We start from the raw sequence: 15,762 nt of genomic DNA, 5'->3' as shown, positions 1-15,762 counted from the left end.
GCCAAGAACGTGGTCGCCGCGGGCCTCGCCTCGCGCTGCGAGGTCCAGGTCGCGTACGCCATCGGCAAGGCCGAGCCCGTCGGCCTCTTCGTCGAGACCTTCGGCACCGCCAAGATCGACGTGGCGAAGATCGAGGACGCCATCGCCGAGGTCTTCGACCTCCGCCCGGCCGCGATCATCCGCGACCTCGACCTGCTGCGCCCGATCTACGCCCAGACCGCCGCCTACGGCCACTTCGGCCGCGAGCTGCCGGACTTCACCTGGGAGCGCACCGACCGCGTCGACGCCCTGCGCGCCGCCGCCGGCCTGTAGGACGAAGGTCCGTAGGGCGACGGTCCGTAGGACCCCGCGAGGACCCCGCGCATGCGAGTGCGCTGCGTACGGCCCCGGCCACCCCAGTGGCCCGGGGCCGTACGCGTTCCCGCGCCCGTAGGACGCCGCGAAATGCGTGGGACCGGGTGCGCCGTCGGCCGGTGGGCTGGCGCAGGCCTCCCGGTGCGAAGGCGACGGATACATCTGGAGCGGGTGACGTGGCCCCGTTGTGAAGGAACCCCACCGCCGCCGGCGAAGACCCCGGGAGGCCCCGCCCGGAGCCCCTCCGCTGTCAGTGGGGTTTGGTAAGAATGCGGGTGTGAGCAGCGCGAACGATTCCGGTCAGGGGGGCGGGGACAAGGGTCCCGGCGGCCCGCCGGAGCAGCTCGCCCTCATCCGGGGGATGGTCGCCGAGGCCAAGGCCAAGGCCCCCAAGGCCAAGCCGCGCACGTGGCGGGGCGCGGCCCTCGCCCGCGACCTGCCGATCGCCCGGGTCCTCGTGAACAAGGGCGTGCTCCACCTCGACCAGCTCTGGGACTACGCCGTCCCCGAGGAGCTCTCCGAGGCCGCACGGCCCGGGGTCCGCGTCCGCGTCCGCTTCGGCGCCGGCTCCCACCACGTCCACGGCGGACGCCGCGAGGGCGGCAGGCTCATCGACGGGTTCATCGTCGAGCGGCGCGCCGAGTCCGACTACAGCGGGGCGCTCGCCGCGCTGGCCCACGTCGTTTCGCCCGAGGTCGTGCTCACCCCGGGCATGCTCGCCCTCGCCCGGGCCGTCGCCGACCGGTACGCCGGCAGCCTCGCCGACGTCCTCCAGCTGGCCCTGCCCCCGCGCAACGCCCGAGCCGAGGCCAAGCCCTCCCCGGAGCCGCTGCCCCCGCCCCCCGCCCCCGACCCCGGCGGGTGGACCCGCTACGGCGCCGGATCCGCCTTCCTGCGCTCCCTCGCCACCGGCGGCGTCCCGCGCGCGGTCTGGACGGCCCTGCCCGGCCCCGGCTGGGCCGACGAACTGGCCCGGGCCATGGCGGCCACCCTGGCTTCCGGCCGCGGCGCGCTCGCGGTGCTGCCCGACGGCCGCACCGCCGCCCGCGTCGACACCGCGCTCACCGCCCTGCTCGGCGAGGGCCGGCACGCCCTGCTGACCGCGGAGTCCGGCCCCGAGAAGCGCTACCGGGAATGGCTCGCCGTCCACCGCGGCTCCGTGCGCGCCGTCGTCGGCACCCGCGCCGCGATGTTCGCCCCCGTACGGGACCTCGGACTCGTCGCCGTCTGGGACGACGGGGACTCCAGCCACAGCGACGACCGCGCCCCCTTCCCGCACGTCCGCGAGGTCCTGGAGCTGCGCGCCGTCAGCGAGGGCTGCGGGTTCCTCGCCGGCAGCACCAGCTGCACCGTCGAAGCCGCCCAACTCGTCGAGTCGGGCTGGGCCCGCCCACTGACCGCGGACCGCGAAACGGTCCGGGCCTGCGCCCCGCGCATCCGCACCGTCGGGGACGAACTCCTCGCCCGGGACGAGGCGGCCCGCGCCGCCCGCCTGCCCTCGCTCGCCTGGGAGACCGTACGGGACGGGCTGAAGACCGGCCCCGTCCTCGTCCAGGTGCCGCGCCGCGGCTACGTGCCGAGGCTCGCCTGCGAGCGCTGCCGCACCCCCGCCCGCTGCCGGGCGTGTGCGGGGCCGCTGGAGGCCCCCGACGCGCGGGACCTCACCTGCGGGTGGTGCGGACGGCCGGAGCCGTCCTGGCACTGTGAGGAATGCGGCTCGGTCCGGCTGCGCGCCCAGGTGGTCGGGGCGCGGCGGACCGCCGAGGAACTGGGGCGGAGCTTCCCCGCCGTGCCCGTACGGACTTCCGGGCGCGACCACGTCCTGGACGAGGTGCCCGACCGGCCCGCGCTGGTGGTGTCCACCCCGGGCGCCGAACCGGTCGCGGACGGCGCCGGCTACGCGGCCGCGCTGCTCCTGGACGGCTGGGCGATGCTGACCCGGCCCGACCTGCGGGCCGGTGAGGAGGCGCTGCGGCGGTGGATCGCGGCCGCCTCGCTGGTGCGCGGCGAGGGGCAGGTCGTGGTCGTCGCCGAGCCGACGCTGAGGCCGGTCCAGGCGCTGGTCCGCTGGGACCCGGTGGGGCACGCGGTACGGGAGCTCGCGGAGCGGGCCCAGCTCGGCTTCCCGCCGGTGTCCCGGATGGCTGCCGTCGTCGGGCGGGCCGAGGCGGTGGAGTCCTTCCTCGCGGGAGCCGCCCTGCCGCCGGACGCCGAGGTGCTGGGCCCCGTGCCGCTGCCGGGGCGGCGAGGGGAGCCGTCCCCGGGGGAGCGGGCACTGGTCCGGGTTCCCCCCGGCAGCGGCGCGGCCCTCGCTGCCGCGCTCAAGGCCGCCCAGGCGGCCCGCATGGCGCGGGGGGTGCCGGCGTCGGAGGCGGTGCGGGTCAGGATCGATCCGGTGGACATCGGCTGACGGCCGAGCGCGAAGACGCCGGGCCGGCCGGCGGGCGACCGACCTCGGCCGCCAGTCGGGAGCGAGCGGACGCGGGTGCTCAGTACGTGGGGCAGAGGTGCGTGTGCACCGCGTCGAGGATCTTGGCGGCCTTGGCCGGCCCGAAGCCGTCCGGGTGACGGGGCGAGGTGAACCTCTTGTCGGCGAGGTCGATCTGCTTCTGCTCGTCCTCGGGGAAGTCGGCGATCGTGGCGCACTGGTTGCGGCCCCGGTCGACGGCTTTGTCGGGCTTGGTGTTGACGATGTCCGGGTCGACGGCGGTCAGGGCGGCGAGGTACTTCGCCTGCGTGACGGCATCCGGCGCGGGCGGAATCCCCTGCCCTTGGGGGTCGCGGCGGCGGCCGACGGGCTGCCGGCCGGCACGGGTGCGGCGGAACTGCCCGGCGCGGGGGGCGCGGTCGTTGCCGCGCGTTCGGCGGTCTCCTCGTCGCTGCCGCAGGCGGTCAGCAGGGCGGCGGTCGAGCGCCGCTCCCCAGCCGGTTGACGGATGCCGTGCCCGAACGGTGGACGCCCCCGTCGGCCGGGGCCGTCGGGGGCGTTGCGGTCACGGCCTCAAGGCGCCGGCCGGCGGGGGTCGGCGTCCCGGCGGCGGCGCGGGGTCAGCCGTTGCGGGGGCCGGGCAGGGCCGCCGAGCGGGTTCCGGCCCCGGCCTGGGACTCCTCGCGCACCGGCTGCGGCGGTACGGAGCGGGCCGCCGGGACCGTGGGGAGGGGGCCGAGGGTCCGGGTCGTGGTGCCCTCGGCCAGCGGCTCGGCCGCCTCGGCGGCCTGCGCCCGCCGGGCCCCGTACCGCCGGTGCACGGCCTGCTTGGTGACGCCGAGCGCCGAGCCGACCGCGTCCCACGAGAAGCCGAGCGAGCGGTCGAAGTCCACTGCCGCGGTGACCAGCGTCTCGACGCTGTCCCGCAGTTCCTGCGCGAGTCGGACGGTGGGGGCGGGCGCGCGTCCGTAGACGACGAAACCCGTGGAGGGACCGGAGCGGCGGGGGCGGTAGACGTTGCCCAGCTGAGCGGTGAGCGTACGCAGCGCATCCACCTGCCGGCGGACCCGCTCGATGTCCCGCACCAACAGGTGGAGACTGGCCCGCGCTTGGGCGTCGTGGGTGGCGTGGTCGGCCATGAAGAAGCCTCTCGAACCGGTGCTGAAGAGCGGACGGGGCCGCAGACACCGATCTTGCGCGGCCCGTTTCGGTCAATCTCTCTTGACCAACGCGCCACCCGTGGAGGAAGTCACGCTTCGGGGGCGTGTCGGCATATGCGAGAGGCGCGTGTGTGTACGTACGCCCCCTGGCGGGGCTCTACGGGTCGGACCGGCCCGACGCGCGGGAGCGACCCGGTCCCGTCGGATCCCGTCGGACTGCCTTGATCGCCTGATCGCGGCCCGCGCGGCTTCCCTCCGGGGCGGCCCCATAGACTGGTGCGCTGCTGACAGCCGAGATCGCGAGCGAGAATAGCGAGGTAGACCCCCAGTGAAGCTCGTCTTCGCAGGCACCCCCGAGGTCGCCGTGCCCGCCCTGGACGCCCTGATCGCCTCCGGGCGCCACGAGGTCGCGGCCGTCGTCACCCGGCCCGACGCCCCGGCCGGCCGCGGCCGCCGGCTCGTCGCCAGTCCGGTGGCCGAGCGCGCCGAGGAGGCCGGGATCGAGGTCCTCAAGCCGGAGCGACCGCGCGACCCGGAGTTCCAGGCCCGGCTGCGCGAGATCGCCCCGGACTGCTGCCCCGTCGTCGCCTACGGCGCGATCATCCCCAAGAGCGCCCTGGAGATCCCCCGCCACGGCTGGGTCAACCTGCACTTCTCGCTGCTCCCGGCCTGGCGCGGGGCCGCGCCCGTCCAGCACTCCATCATGGCGGGGGACCAGGTCACCGGCGCCTCCACGTTCCGGATCGAGGAAGGCCTCGACACCGGGCCCGTCTTCGGTGTCCTGACCGAGGAGATCCGGCCCACCGACACCAGCGGCGACCTGCTGACCCGCCTCGCCTTCGCCGGTGCCGGCCTGCTCGCCGCCACCATGGACGGCATCGAGGACGGCACCCTGCGCGCCGTGGAGCAGCCGGCCGACGGGGTCTCCATCGCCCCCAAGATCACTGTCGAGGACGCCCACATCGACTGGACGGCTCCCGCGATGCGGGCCGACCGCGTCGTGCGCGGCTGCACGCCCGCGCCCGGCGCGTGGACCGTGTTCCGCGGCGAACGACTCAAGATCATTTCTCTGGGGCTGGTGCCGGACCGCGCGGACCTGGCGCCCGGCGCGCTGGCTCCCGCCAAGAACAACGTCTACGTCGGCACCGGCTCGCACGCAGTGGAGCTGCTCTGGGTGCAGCCCCAGGGCAAGAAGCCGATGCGGGGCGCCGACTGGGCGCGCGGGGTCCGCATCGTCCCGGGCGAGCGCCTCGCTACGGCGTGACGAGCGCTCGCGACCACGTAGCGAGCGCCTCGTGACGGCGTAATCTGAATCGAACGTCCCTTTCGTACCGTATATCCATATCCGGAGCACCTTTCACGTGAGCGAACAGCCCCGCCGTCGTCCCGCCGCACCCGGCGGCAAGCAGCCCAAGCCGTACCGCCGGCCCAAGAAGGACCCGGTCCGGATCCTGGCCTTCGAGGCGCTGCGGGCGGTGGACGAACGCGACGCGTACGCCAACCTCGTCCTGCCGCCCCTGCTGCGCAAGGCCCGCCAGAACGAGGACTTCGACGCCCGGGACGCCGCGCTGGCCACCGAGCTGGTGTACGGGACGCTGCGCCGGCAGGGTACGTACGACGCGATCATCGGCGCCTGCATCGACCGCCCGCTGCGCGAGGTCGACCCGCCGGTGCTCGACGTCCTCTCGCTGGGTGCGCACCAGCTCCTGGGCACCCGCATCCCGTCCCACGCGGCGGTCTCGGCGAGCGTCGAACTGGCCCGTGTGGTGCTGGGCGACGGCCGCGCCAAGTTCGTCAACGCCGTCCTGCGGAAGATCGCCGCGCACGACCTCGACGCCTGGCTGGAGCGGGTCGCCCCGCCGTACGAGGAGGACGCCGAGGAGCACCTCGCGGTCTACCACTCGCACCCCCGATGGGTGGTGAGCGCCCTGTGGGACGCCCTCGGTGGCGGGCGCGCCGGGATCGAGGACCTGCTGGAGGCCGACAACGAGCGCCCCGAGGTCACCCTGGTGGCCCGGCCGGGCCGCTCGACCCCCGAGGAGCTGACCGCCGCGATCGGCGAGGGCGCGTCCCTTCCCGGCCGCTGGTCGCCGTACGCCGTGCGGATGTCCGAGGGCGGCGAGCCGGGCGCTCTGGAGGCGGTGCGCGAGGGTCGCGCCGGCGTCCAGGACGAGGGCAGCCAGCTGGTGGCGATGGCCCTGGCGGCCGTTCCCGTCGAGGGCCGCGACGAGCGGTGGCTCGACGGCTGCGCCGGCCCCGGCGGCAAGGCCGCCCTGCTCGGAGCGCTCGCCGCGCAGCGCGGGGCGTTCCTGCTCGCCTCCGAGAAGCAGCCGCACCGGGCGGGCCTCGTCGAGCGGGCGCTGTCCGGCAACCCCGGGCCGTACCAGGTCATCGCCGCCGACGGCACCCGCCCGGCCTGGCTGCCGGGCTCCTTCGACCGGGTCCTGATGGACGTCCCCTGCTCCGGCCTCGGCGCCCTGCGCCGCCGCCCGGAAGCGCGCTGGCGCCGACGGCCGCAGGACGTCGAGGGCTTCGCCCCGCTCCAGCGGGCACTCCTGCGCGAGGCGCTGGCCGCGGTGCGGGTGGGCGGTGTGGTCGGCTACGCGACCTGCTCGCCGCACCTGGCGGAAACGCGGGTGGTCGTGGACGACGTCCTGAAGGGCCGCGGCGCAGCCGCCCGCCCGGTCTCGGCCGAACTGATCGACGCCCGCCCGTACCTCCAGGGCGTCCCCGGTCTCGGCGACGGCCCGGACATCCAGCTGTGGCCGCACCTGCACGGTACGGACGCGATGTACCTGGCGCTGCTGCGGCGGACGGCGTAGGGCCGCGCGGCGGGCCCCTGCTGTGCTGTGCATCGAGGTCGACGGGAGGCTCAAGGCGTGACCAAGGCGAGCGAACCGGATCTCCAGGGATGGGTCGAGGAGGGGCGCCGGAACATCGTCGACGTCGCTGACATGCTCGGGGTAGCGCCCGAGACCTACACCCGCGATCCGATGGGTCTCGTTCCCGCCCTCCAGGCGTACGTCTCGGGTGCTCCGCTGGGCGAATTCGAGCAGTCGGACTGGATCACGCTGCACGGCGACCTGATGTCCTACGTCGCCGATTACCTGGTTCAGAAGTACGGAGCGCGGTGGCAGGTGGCGGACGACCCCGGCGTGCCCCGTGGGTACCGGTACGTGATCGAGGCGACGGGGCGGGACGGCGTCACCCGTCGCATCGACCCCGCCGATGTAGTGAGGAAGGAATTCTCCAGCCTCCCGATCGAGATTCCCCGGATGCTGGCTGGTGCGGAACTCACTTTGGGTTTGGCGGCGCAGTTCGACGCGGCTTCCGCGGCGGGGGACCGGCTGGGAGGCCAGTAGCCGGCCGTGCACGGCCATCGGGGATTGCCCGGACCGGATTTCCGATGGCCGGCCGATGGCCGACCTATGGACGGCACTCTTCGGACGGGCCTGCGGATCGGCCTCCGGTCGGGCCGACGACCTCCGCCTTCCCCGCTCTCTTCCATCGGCGTTCCCTCACGTCCCCTCCACCCGCCTCCGTACCGGCGACAGCAGCAGGGGCAGCCAGGCCAGGGCCAGGAGGGTGGAGCCGGTCCAGAGGGCGGTGTGCAGGGTGGTGAGCCCGGTGATGAGTCCCGAGGCTGCGGAGCCCAGGGCCAGCGCGCCCGTGAGCATGAAGCGGAAGGTGGCGTTCATGCGGCCGAGGAGGGCGTCCGGGGTCAGTTGCTGACGGAGGCTGACCGCGAGGACGTTGTTCGAGCCGATCGTCATCATGGCCAGCAGCCACCCCGCGCCCGCCAGGCCGAGCCCCGGGCCGCGGTCGGCCAGGGGAACGAGCAGGGCGGCCGGGGTGAGGCTCAGGAGCAGAGCGCGCCCGTAGCCCACGCGGGCGGCGACGGGGCGGGCCAGGCGCGCCCCCAGCAGCAGCCCGATGCCGCCGGTGGCCCAGAACAGGCCCAGGGCCGTGGCGGAGAGCCCGAGCTCACGGACGAAGAGCACCGGGAGCATGGTGTTGATGGCGGCGCCGCCCAGGTTGGACAGGGTGGCGCTCAGGGCGAGCGCACGGAGCTCCGGGTGGCCCAGCACGTGGCCGAGCCCTTCGCGGATCTGGGCGGGGAGGGGTGTGCGCGGGGCCGGGGCGGGGGAGGGGACCGTGCCCAGGCGGGTCAGCCTGGAGGCCGAGGCCAGGTACGCGGCCGCGGAACAGGCCAGGGCGACCGGGGCGGTGAGGGCGGCGACGAGGAGGCCGCCGGCCCCGCGCCCCGCGATGTTGGCGACGGCCATGAGGGTGACCAGGGCGGCGTTGGCCCGGACCAGGCCGTCGCGGCGGATCAGCCGGGGCAGCAGGCTCTGGGAGCCGACCTCCGCGAAGACGGTGGCGCAGCCCTGGGCGAGGGTGACGGCGTAGAGGTGGGCGAGTGTGAGCGCGTCGAGCCACCAGGCGAGGGGGAGCGAGGCGAGCAGCGCGGCCCGGGCCAGGTCCGCGGCGATCAGGACGCGGCGGGTGCGGAGCCGGTCGACCCAGGCGCCGGCGGGAAGGCCGATGAGGAGGAAGGCGGCGGTGGACAGCGCGGCGAGCGTGCCGATCTGGCCGGGAGTGGCGTCGAGTGCGGTGAGCGCGAGGAGGGGGACGGCGACGTGGTGGGAGTTGGTGGCGAACTGGCCGAGGGCGGCGGAGCCGAAGAGACGGCGGAAGTTCCGGTTCGCCCACGGCGAGGCGGGCTCCGCAACCGCAGGGCCCGGAGCAGTCGTACTACCCGACTGGGCTGCTGGGCCTAAGGGTTTCCCGGGGGTCGAAGAGGGCGACGAGGCCCCGAACGCCGAGGTCGAAGCCGCCGGAGGCGTCTGAGGCGTCGGAGGTCCCGGAGCCCTCCGGGGCGTCGGAGAGCCGGAGGGGCCGGGCCGGGGAGTGGGGGGTGTCATGTACCGAACCGTCGCGGACGGCCACCTCGAAGGACAAGCTAATTGATCTCCGACGTCCATTAAGCAGGCCTACGGCGACGTGGAGATGCGGGGTCGTGGCCGGAACCGCGCGTAGGCATGGCAGGCTTGGGGCATGGCCGCTCAGATTTCTCCCAGCATCCTGTCCGCCGACTTCGCCCGCCTCGCCGACGAGGTGAAGGCCGTCGAGGGGGCCGACTGGCTGCACGTCGACGTCATGGACAACCATTTCGTCCCGAACCTCACCCTCGGTCTGCCCGTCGTGGAGTCCCTGAGCCGGGCCACCGACACGCCGCTCGACCTGCACCTGATGATCGAGAGCCCGGACCGTTGGGCCCCGCAGTACGTCGAGGCCGGCGCCGGCTCGATCACCTTCCACGCCGAGGCCGCCGCCGCGCCCGTGCGCCTCGCGCGCGAGATCCGGGCCCAGGGCGCCCGGGCGGCCATGGCGCTCAAGCCCGCCACGCCGATCGAGCAGTACGAGGACATCCTCCCGGAGCTCGACATGGTGCTCATCATGACGGTCGAGCCGGGCTTCGGCGGTCAGGCGTTCCTGGACATCATGCTCCCCAAGATCCGCCGGACCAGGGAGCTGATCACCAAGCACGGCCTGGACATGTGGCTCCAGGTCGACGGCGGGGTCTCGGCCACCACGATCGAGCGGTGCGCGGAGGCGGGCGCCGACGTGTTCGTGGCGGGCAGCGCGGTCTACGGCGCGGTCGACCCGGCCGCCGCGGTCCGTACGCTGCGCGAGCAGGCGGACGTCGCGATTGCCGCGGCGCCCTGGGTGTGCGACCACTGACCTGCCCACCGGAGCGGCCGAGGCACTGACGCTGGGGCCACTGAGGTCGCTGGGGCGGCGGGGACAACAAAATCAAGGGTTGGTGGACGGCTTGGTGAACGGGAGCCGTCCAGGCTGATCAACGGCCGCCGAATCTGACAGGATGAACGGCGAGTCGAGAATGTGAACAGCAGTGAGGAGATCGCGGTGTCTGGTGTGTCGGCGGGACGCTCAGCCCTGCGGATGGGACCCGCGGAGCTGGTGCAGGCGGCGGCCATGGCCCGTCGCTTCTACCTGGAGGGCAAGTCCAAGATCCAGATCGCCGAGGAGTTCGGCGTGAGCCGCTTCAAGGTGGCCAGGGTCCTGGAGACCGCTCTCGAACGCGACCTCGTCCGCATCGAGATCCGGGTACCGGCCGAGCTCGATGCGGAGCGCTCCGACGCGCTGCGCGCCCGCTACGGGCTGCGCCACGCCGTCGTCGTGGAGTCCCCGGCCGACACGGCCGACGACGCCCCCGACCCGGAGAACCTCGGGGCCGTCGCGGCCGACCTGCTCGGCGAGCTCGTCAGCGAAGGGGACGTCCTCGGGCTGGCGTGGGGCCGGTCGACCATCCACATGGCCGCCTCCCTGCGGCGACTCCCGCAGTGCACCGTCGTACAGCTCACCGGTGTGTACGACGCCGGTACGGCCGAGCGCGGGTCCGTGGAAGCCGTGCGCCGTGCCGCCCAGGTCTCGGGCGGCGACGCGCACCCCATCTACGCCCCGATGCTGCTGCCCGACCCGGCGACCGCGGCCGCGCTGCGCAACCAGACCGGGATCGCGAGGGCCTTCGAGTACTTCGACAAGGTGACCGTCGCTGCGGTGTCCATCGGCTCCTGGGAGCCGGGCATCTCCACCGTCCACGACATGCTGACCGACGAGGAGCGGGCGCACTACGCCTCGCTCGGCGTCGCCGCCGAGATGTCCGCGCACCTCTTCGACAAGGACGGCCGCCGGGTCGGGCGCGACCTCGGCGAGCGCTGCATCACCGTCGAGGCGGACCGGCTGCGCCGGATCCCCGAGGTCGTGGCCATCGCGGGCGGGCTGCGCAAGGCCGCCGCGATCGGGGCGGTGTTGCGCTCCGGCCTGGTGACCAGCCTGGTCACGGACACGGCGGTCGCGGACTACCTGCTGACCGAGTCGGCCCCGGGCCTGCGGCCGGCCCTGGACCGGGCCGACCCGGACGAGTGAGCCCGCGCCCGCGGTGCGCCTGGTGAACGACCACCTTTGACACGATCGGGGCATGATCTTCCGGACCGTGCCCCGATCGCTGCCGCTCTCACGTCCACGCCCGCACCGTCTCCTCGGGCGGCTGCTCGGGGCCCTCTTCCTGTGCGTCGCGCTCGTCGCGGCCGCAGCCGGGTGCGGCGGGGCCGCCGGCGGGCGCTCCGCCGCCGACGGGGCGCGCGAGGGTACGCGGGCCGGTGCGCCCACCTGGGCCGCGGGCATGGCGACCGTACGGGCCGACGAGCTCCCCCGGCAGGCGCGGGACGTGCTGGCGCTGATCGACAAGGGCGGGCCGTACCCGTACCGGCAGGACGGGACGGTGTTCGGGAACTTCGAGAAGCTCCTACCGCGGCAGGAGCGCGGCTATTACCGCGAGTACACCGTGAAGACGCCGGGCGAGCGCGACCGCGGGCCCCGGCGGATCGTCACCGGGCGGGGCGGTGAGTTCTACTACACGGAAGACCACTACGAGACGTTCAAGGCGGTGCTCCGATGAACATGGACCCGCATCCGCATCCGCATCCGCATCCGCACCAGCACCCGCTCGATCCCGCGCTGGCCGCCGCCGAGGCGGCGGGCTGGGCGGTCGTACGGCTCGACCTGGAGGGCGTACGGACGAAGGCGCGGCTGATGGACGCGTGCGCGGAGGCGTTCGCCCTGCCGGAGTGGTTCGGGCGGAACTGGGACGCGCTGGCGGACTGCCTGACGGACCTGTCCTGGCTGCCGGAGGCCGCGGGGCGGCTGGTGGCGGTGACGGGGTGGCGTGAGCTGGAGGAGGCCCGGCCGGGGGACTGGGAGGTCCTCCGGGAGGTGCTGGCGGAGGCCAGTGCCCACTGGCGGGAGGCGGGGACGCAGGGCGGGCCGCCGCTGGAGGTGGTCGTGGCCGCCGCACGGGCGTAGCCACGGCCGCCCCGCCCGGCCCCGCCCCGCCGAAGGCCCGATCCGCTGGAAGCCCCCCGCGCGCCGCCGCCCGCTGAACGCTGCGGGGGCCGGCGCGGGCCGGCCCCCGCGGGGAGCGCTGGGTTCGAGGTTGCAGGGTTCAGGATTTCGGGATCCACGGTGGGGTCTGGCCCCAGGACCACACCGGGACCTCGGCCGCGTCCACCGGCGGAGGATTGGGTCCCGAGTAGATCAGGGCCATGCGCGTGCCCCACTCGATGTAGTAGGCGAACACCCCGCGGAACTCCGGGTCCGTCGGGAGACCGACCTCGTCGGCCGTGTCCATCAGCAGGTCCACCCAGCGGCGGCGCTGCCGCTCGGTGATGCCGCGGCCCAGGTGCTTGGTGGCCATGTGCATGTGGCCGCCGTGGCCCGCCGTGTACTCGGCCGGGCCGCCGAAGACCTCCGACAGCCAGACCGCGACGTGCCGGGGGTGCTCCGCGTCCATGCCCGCGAAGACGGGAGCCAGCACCTCGTCCTGCAGGGCATGGCCGTAGAAGGCCTCCGTGAGACGGTTCATCGCCTCCTCCCCGCCCATCCACTCGTAGATGGTGGGGGTGGTACCGGCTGCGGGGCCGGTACCGGAAGTGGGCGTGGTGCTCATGACTGTGATGCGGCCTTTCCCGGTCCGGCCACGTCGGTGACGCGGTAGTGCTGCATCTCCTCGATGGCCTTCACGTACGGGCGGATCGCGTTGAAGAACGCCGGGAAGTGTTCGCCCTTGCGGAAGCCGTTCAGGTGGGCGTCGACCGAGGTCCAGCGGATGCGGAGGACGTAGTGCTCGCGGTCGTTCTCCTCCTCGCAGCGGGAGAGCTCGTAGTCGATGCACTCGGGTGAGGCGGCCAGTGACTCCGCGGCCTGCCGGTAGGAGTCCTCGAAGGCCTGCTGGTCGTCCAATGCGATCCGGTAGCGGATGTATTCGACGGTGGTGGTCATGCTGCCTGCCTCTCCCTGTGTCGGGCTTCGGGCGTCGGACGTCGGACGTCGCCCGTCTGGCGTCCGGCGTCGGACGCCGGACGTTGGAGGGCGGTCGCGGCCAAGCCTTGCGCGATCATGCCGCGACGTGGGGCGCTTTCGTCATTCCGACCCAGACTTCTGGGAGTCGGCGTCCTTCCCGGAGTCGGAGCCGCGGTCGGGACCCGCCTCGCGGACCTCGCGGACCTTGGCCAGGGAGTCGCGCAGCTCGGTCAGCCACTCGTCCGTGTTGCGGCCGACCAGGCGGACGCACCAGGCGAGCGCGTCGGCCCGGCTGCGGGCCACTCCACCCTCGACCAGGGTGTCGAGGACCTGGCGCTCCGGCTGGCGCAGACGCGTCATCACCGGGACGGCCAGGTGGGTGAACAGGATGCGGTCGTCCCCCGACTCGACGGCCCAGGCGACCTTGCGGCGGTAGAGCTCCTCCGCCTCCCGGGCGACCTCCATGCGCTGTTGGCGCGTGCGCTCGCGGAACGCCTTGACCGACTCGTTGGCCGGGAGGGTGCCGACGACCGTGATCTCCTCGCGGTCGACCGCCACCTCGACCAGGGACTCGTACACGTCCACCGGAAGGCGGTCCGCGAACCAGGTGCGCAGCTGCTCGCTCTGCTCGGATGTAATCATGTAATCGACGTTGCATCCGGTGCGCGCTTGATCGCAAGGGTTTCGCGGCCGCTCCCGTCCTTGTTCGCTCTCAGCCCATCGAGCGGTACCGGTGGATCAGCGACACCGCCATCGCGCCCTCGCCCACGCCCGACGCGACCCGCTTGACCGAGTGCGCCCGGACGTCGCCGGCCGCGAAGACGCCCGGGACGCTGGTCTCCAGCGGGTACGGGGCCCGCTCCAGGCTCCATTCGGCCGGCAGCTCGCCACCGTTGGCGACCAGGTCGGAGCCGGTGAGGACGAAGCCGTACTCGTCGCGCTCGACGACGCCCGACAGCCAGTCCGTGTGCGGGCGGGCACCGATGAACGTGAACATGAAGCGGGCCGGGACCTCCGTGTCCTCGCCGGTCGTCGCATCGTGCAGGGTCAGCTTCTCCAGGTGCTCGCCGCCGTCCAACCGGACCACCGTCGTGCGGACCTTCACCTCGATGTTCGGGGTGCGATCGATCTCGTCGATCAGGTAGCGGGACATGCTCGCGTCCAGCGACTCCGCGCGGACCAGTACCGTGACCCGGGCCGCGTACTTCGCGAAGTGGACCGCCGCCTGGCCGGCCGAGTTCGCCCCGCCGACGATGTACACGTGCTGCGAGATGCAGGCCGAGCTCTCGGTGGTGGCCGCGCCGTAGTACAGGCCGGCGCCCTCGAAGCGCTCCGCGCCCGGCGCCTGGAGGCGGTTGTACGAGACTCCGGTCGCCAACAGCACCGTCTCGGCGCTGATCTCCGTGCCGTCGGACAGCGTGAGGATCTTCGCCGGATCGTCCCGGGTCAGTGAGACCACCTCCACCGGGTGCAGGATCTCGGCGCCGAAGCGGGAGGCCTGGATGGTGGCGCGACGCGTCAGGTCGCCGCCCGACAGGCCCGAGGGGAACCCGAGGTAGTTCTCGATCAGGCTGGAGGTGCCTGCCTGGCCGCCCGGGGCGCGGGAGTCCAGCATCAGCGTGGACAGGCCCTCGGAGGCCGCGTACACACCGGCCGCGAGCCCTGCCGGACCCGCCCCGACGATGACGCACTCGTAGTGCGGGCGTGAGGCGGTGGTGGCCAGGCCCAGTCGCCGGGCGAGCTCGGTGTCGCTCGGGGCGGAGAGCACCGCTCCGTCCGGGAACCGGACCAGGGGCAGGGCGGCGTCGGGCTGGGCCGCGATCAGGGTCAGCGCTTCCGGGTCCCGTTCGACGTTGAGGAAGCGGAAGGGCTGGCCGTTGCGGGTGAAGAAGTCACGGACGGCGTGCGTGCCGGGGGAGACGAGGTGGCCGGCGACGATGATGCCGTCGTACGCGGGACGGTAGGTGGCGAGCCAGTCCGAGAGCAGGTCGTCGAGGACGGGGAAGAGCCGCTCGTGCGGCGGGTCCCACGGCTTGAGCAGGTAGTAGTCCAGCCGGACCCGGTTGATGGCGGTGATCGCCGCGTCCGTCTCCGCGTACGCGGTGAGCAGCACCCGGCGGGCGTCGGGGAAGCGGCTGACGGCTTCGAGGAGGAACTCGACCCCGGTGACGTCGGGCATCCGCTGGTCCACGAGGAACAGCGCCGGGTCGTGGCCGCGCTCGTCGAGGGAGTCGAGGATCTTGAGGGCGTCGGCGGCCGAGGAGGCGCCGAGGACCCGGTACCGGTCGCCGTAGGCGCTGCGCAGGTCCCGGCGGACCGCCCGCAGCACCTGCGGGTCGTCGTCCACGGCCAGGATGACCGGCTTGCGGTTCTCCGCCCGCTCGGCGGCAGCGGCGGTGGTGGTAGCGGCGGTGGTTGCGGCGGCCGCGGCCGTGCCCGTGGTGCTCTCGGGGGCCGCGCTCATGCCGGGTCCAGCATCAGCTTGTCGGCGTAGCACCAGGCCCAGGCCTCGCCCGGCTCGTGCGAGGCCGCGATCGGGTGGTCGGTGGTGCGGAAGTGCCGGGTGGCGTGGCGGTTCTTGGAGGAGTCACAGCATCCGACGTGCCCGCAGCTCAGGCACATCCGCAGGTGCACCCAGCTGTCGCCGAGGGCCAAGCACTCCTCGCAGCCCTCGCTGCCCGGCTCCACCGGGCGTATCTGATCGGTGTGTGTGCACAACAGGCCCGTCGTCATCGTCCGTCCCCGTCCCTCTCCTCGTCCGCCCAGTGCTCTTCCTCCGCGCGCCCGTGATTCACGGCGCGTCCAGACCATAGGCGGCGGGTGCGTGAACGGTTCAGCGATTCGGCCGAAGTCAGGAAGTCCCGCGGCTACTTCATGAACTCCGCGGACGACTACGTGAGGTGCCCCCACCAGGTGCGCCGCTACCTCACGAAG

Annotated in this window: 17 protein-coding genes; 10 read left to right on the top strand and 7 right to left on the bottom strand. The window is 73.7% G+C overall.

What is annotated here, in order from left to right:
* The 3 genes from ACFV7Q_RS24640 to ACFV7Q_RS24630 all read left to right on the top strand — a co-directional run.
* A partial coding sequence (locus ACFV7Q_RS24640) for a methionine adenosyltransferase domain-containing protein (RefSeq protein ID WP_385431451.1) occupies positions 1 to 312 on the top strand: 312 nt, incomplete at its 5' end.
* Positions 313 to 715: 403 nt separating this feature from the next.
* Positions 716 to 2,764 carry a primosomal protein N' gene (locus tag ACFV7Q_RS24635; protein ID WP_385431452.1) on the top strand — a complete coding sequence of 683 codons (2,049 nt, stop codon included), beginning with the start codon at positions 716 to 718 and terminating at the stop codon, positions 2,762 to 2,764.
* A 103-nt stretch (positions 2,765 to 2,867) separates the two neighbouring features.
* On the top strand, positions 2,868 to 3,287 hold the full coding sequence (locus tag ACFV7Q_RS24630; RefSeq protein ID WP_385431450.1) for a hypothetical protein: 420 nt from the start codon (positions 2,868 to 2,870) through the stop codon (positions 3,285 to 3,287).
* Between the two features lie 115 nt (positions 3,288 to 3,402).
* On the opposite strand, the gene ACFV7Q_RS24625 is transcribed toward ACFV7Q_RS24630, so the two are convergent.
* Positions 3,403 to 3,921, bottom strand: a complete 519-nt coding sequence (locus ACFV7Q_RS24625) for a hypothetical protein (protein ID WP_385431449.1) — start codon at positions 3,919 to 3,921, stop codon at positions 3,403 to 3,405.
* A 349-nt stretch (positions 3,922 to 4,270) separates the two neighbouring features.
* On the opposite strand from ACFV7Q_RS24625, the gene fmt reads away from it, so the two are divergent.
* The 3 genes from fmt to ACFV7Q_RS24610 all read left to right on the top strand — a co-directional run bounded on the left by fmt (position 4,271) and on the right by ACFV7Q_RS24610 (position 7,304).
* Entirely contained in the window at positions 4,271 to 5,206 is a 936-nt protein-coding gene (gene fmt / locus ACFV7Q_RS24620; RefSeq protein WP_385431448.1) for a methionyl-tRNA formyltransferase, read from the top strand.
* Between the two features lie 97 nt (positions 5,207 to 5,303).
* A complete protein-coding gene (locus ACFV7Q_RS24615; RefSeq protein WP_385431447.1) occupies positions 5,304 to 6,764 on the top strand; it encodes an RsmB/NOP family class I SAM-dependent RNA methyltransferase in 1,461 nt (486 codons plus the stop codon).
* Between the two features lie 57 nt (positions 6,765 to 6,821).
* On the top strand, positions 6,822 to 7,304 hold the full coding sequence (locus ACFV7Q_RS24610) for a hypothetical protein (protein ID WP_385431446.1): 483 nt from the start codon (positions 6,822 to 6,824) through the stop codon (positions 7,302 to 7,304).
* A 156-nt stretch (positions 7,305 to 7,460) separates the two neighbouring features.
* Here ACFV7Q_RS24610 and ACFV7Q_RS24605 read toward each other — a convergent pair whose 3' ends face one another.
* A complete protein-coding gene (locus ACFV7Q_RS24605) occupies positions 7,461 to 8,867 on the bottom strand; it encodes an MFS transporter (RefSeq protein ID WP_385431445.1) in 1,407 nt (468 codons plus the stop codon).
* A gap of 133 nt (positions 8,868 to 9,000) precedes the next feature.
* On the opposite strand from ACFV7Q_RS24605, the gene rpe reads away from it, so the two are divergent.
* The 4 genes from rpe to ACFV7Q_RS24585 all read left to right on the top strand — a co-directional run bounded on the left by rpe (position 9,001) and on the right by ACFV7Q_RS24585 (position 11,832).
* Positions 9,001 to 9,687: a ribulose-phosphate 3-epimerase gene (rpe, locus tag ACFV7Q_RS24600; RefSeq protein WP_385431444.1), complete on the top strand. Its 687-nt coding sequence runs from the start codon at positions 9,001 to 9,003 to the stop codon at positions 9,685 to 9,687.
* A 162-nt stretch (positions 9,688 to 9,849) separates the two neighbouring features.
* The gene (locus ACFV7Q_RS24595) at positions 9,850 to 10,896 is read left to right on the top strand and encodes a sugar-binding domain-containing protein (RefSeq protein ID WP_361091468.1); all 1,047 of its coding nucleotides are present in this window, start codon (positions 9,850 to 9,852) and stop codon (positions 10,894 to 10,896) included.
* A 52-nt stretch (positions 10,897 to 10,948) separates the two neighbouring features.
* A complete protein-coding gene (locus ACFV7Q_RS24590; protein ID WP_385431443.1) occupies positions 10,949 to 11,428 on the top strand; it encodes a ribonuclease domain-containing protein in 480 nt (159 codons plus the stop codon).
* On the top strand, positions 11,425 to 11,832 hold the full coding sequence (locus ACFV7Q_RS24585; protein ID WP_385431442.1) for a barstar family protein: 408 nt from the start codon (positions 11,425 to 11,427) through the stop codon (positions 11,830 to 11,832). The genes ACFV7Q_RS24590 and ACFV7Q_RS24585 overlap by 4 nt, the downstream gene beginning before the upstream one ends.
* A gap of 139 nt (positions 11,833 to 11,971) precedes the next feature.
* Here ACFV7Q_RS24585 and ACFV7Q_RS24580 read toward each other — a convergent pair whose 3' ends face one another.
* The 5 genes from ACFV7Q_RS24580 to ACFV7Q_RS24560 all read right to left on the bottom strand — a co-directional run bounded on the left by ACFV7Q_RS24580 (position 11,972) and on the right by ACFV7Q_RS24560 (position 15,561).
* Positions 11,972 to 12,475: a group II truncated hemoglobin gene (locus ACFV7Q_RS24580; RefSeq protein WP_385431441.1), complete on the bottom strand. Its 504-nt coding sequence runs from the start codon at positions 12,473 to 12,475 to the stop codon at positions 11,972 to 11,974.
* Positions 12,472 to 12,807 carry a putative quinol monooxygenase gene (locus ACFV7Q_RS24575; protein WP_385431440.1) on the bottom strand — a complete coding sequence of 112 codons (336 nt, stop codon included), beginning with the start codon at positions 12,805 to 12,807 and terminating at the stop codon, positions 12,472 to 12,474. Before ACFV7Q_RS24575 ends, ACFV7Q_RS24580 begins: the two co-directional genes overlap by 4 nt.
* A 141-nt stretch (positions 12,808 to 12,948) precedes the next feature.
* A complete protein-coding gene (locus tag ACFV7Q_RS24570) occupies positions 12,949 to 13,470 on the bottom strand; it encodes a hypothetical protein (protein WP_385431439.1) in 522 nt (173 codons plus the stop codon).
* A gap of 70 nt (positions 13,471 to 13,540) precedes the next feature.
* The gene (locus tag ACFV7Q_RS24565) at positions 13,541 to 15,292 is read right to left on the bottom strand and encodes an FAD-dependent oxidoreductase (protein WP_385431438.1); all 1,752 of its coding nucleotides are present in this window, start codon (positions 15,290 to 15,292) and stop codon (positions 13,541 to 13,543) included.
* Positions 15,289 to 15,561, bottom strand: a complete 273-nt coding sequence (locus ACFV7Q_RS24560) for a UBP-type zinc finger domain-containing protein (RefSeq protein ID WP_361091446.1) — start codon at positions 15,559 to 15,561, stop codon at positions 15,289 to 15,291. The genes ACFV7Q_RS24565 and ACFV7Q_RS24560 overlap by 4 nt, the downstream gene beginning before the upstream one ends.
* Between the last annotated feature and the right edge of the window lie 201 nt (positions 15,562 to 15,762).

The sequence above is a fragment of the Streptomyces sp. NPDC059851 genome, assembly GCF_042732005.1.
Classification (GTDB): Bacteria; Actinomycetota; Actinomycetes; order Streptomycetales; family Streptomycetaceae; genus Streptomyces.
Note: the sequence above shows the minus strand (reverse complement) of the source record. Positions and strands in the feature narration are given on the sequence as shown.

Excerpts from the sequence above, each read along its gene's own strand:
- rpe (WP_385431444.1), top strand. The coding sequence starts at position 9,001 with ATGGCCGCTCAGATTTCTCCCAGCATCCTGTCCGCCGACTTCGCCCGC.
- ACFV7Q_RS24560 (WP_361091446.1), bottom strand. The coding sequence starts at position 15,561 with ATGACGACGGGCCTGTTGTGCACACACACCGATCAGATACGCCCGGTG.
- ACFV7Q_RS24605 (WP_385431445.1), bottom strand. The coding sequence starts at position 8,867 with ATGACACCCCCCACTCCCCGGCCCGGCCCCTCCGGCTCTCCGACGCCC.
- ACFV7Q_RS24565 (WP_385431438.1), bottom strand. The coding sequence starts at position 15,292 with ATGAGCGCGGCCCCCGAGAGCACCACGGGCACGGCCGCGGCCGCCGCA.
- ACFV7Q_RS24590 (WP_385431443.1), top strand. The coding sequence starts at position 10,949 with ATGATCTTCCGGACCGTGCCCCGATCGCTGCCGCTCTCACGTCCACGC.
- ACFV7Q_RS24580 (WP_385431441.1), bottom strand. The coding sequence starts at position 12,475 with ATGAGCACCACGCCCACTTCCGGTACCGGCCCCGCAGCCGGTACCACC.
- ACFV7Q_RS24570 (WP_385431439.1), bottom strand. The coding sequence starts at position 13,470 with ATGATTACATCCGAGCAGAGCGAGCAGCTGCGCACCTGGTTCGCGGAC.
- ACFV7Q_RS24625 (WP_385431449.1), bottom strand. The coding sequence starts at position 3,921 with ATGGCCGACCACGCCACCCACGACGCCCAAGCGCGGGCCAGTCTCCAC.
- ACFV7Q_RS24635 (WP_385431452.1), top strand. The coding sequence starts at position 716 with ATGGTCGCCGAGGCCAAGGCCAAGGCCCCCAAGGCCAAGCCGCGCACG.
- ACFV7Q_RS24575 (WP_385431440.1), bottom strand. The coding sequence starts at position 12,807 with ATGACCACCACCGTCGAATACATCCGCTACCGGATCGCATTGGACGAC.
- ACFV7Q_RS24585 (WP_385431442.1), top strand. The coding sequence starts at position 11,425 with ATGAACATGGACCCGCATCCGCATCCGCATCCGCATCCGCACCAGCAC.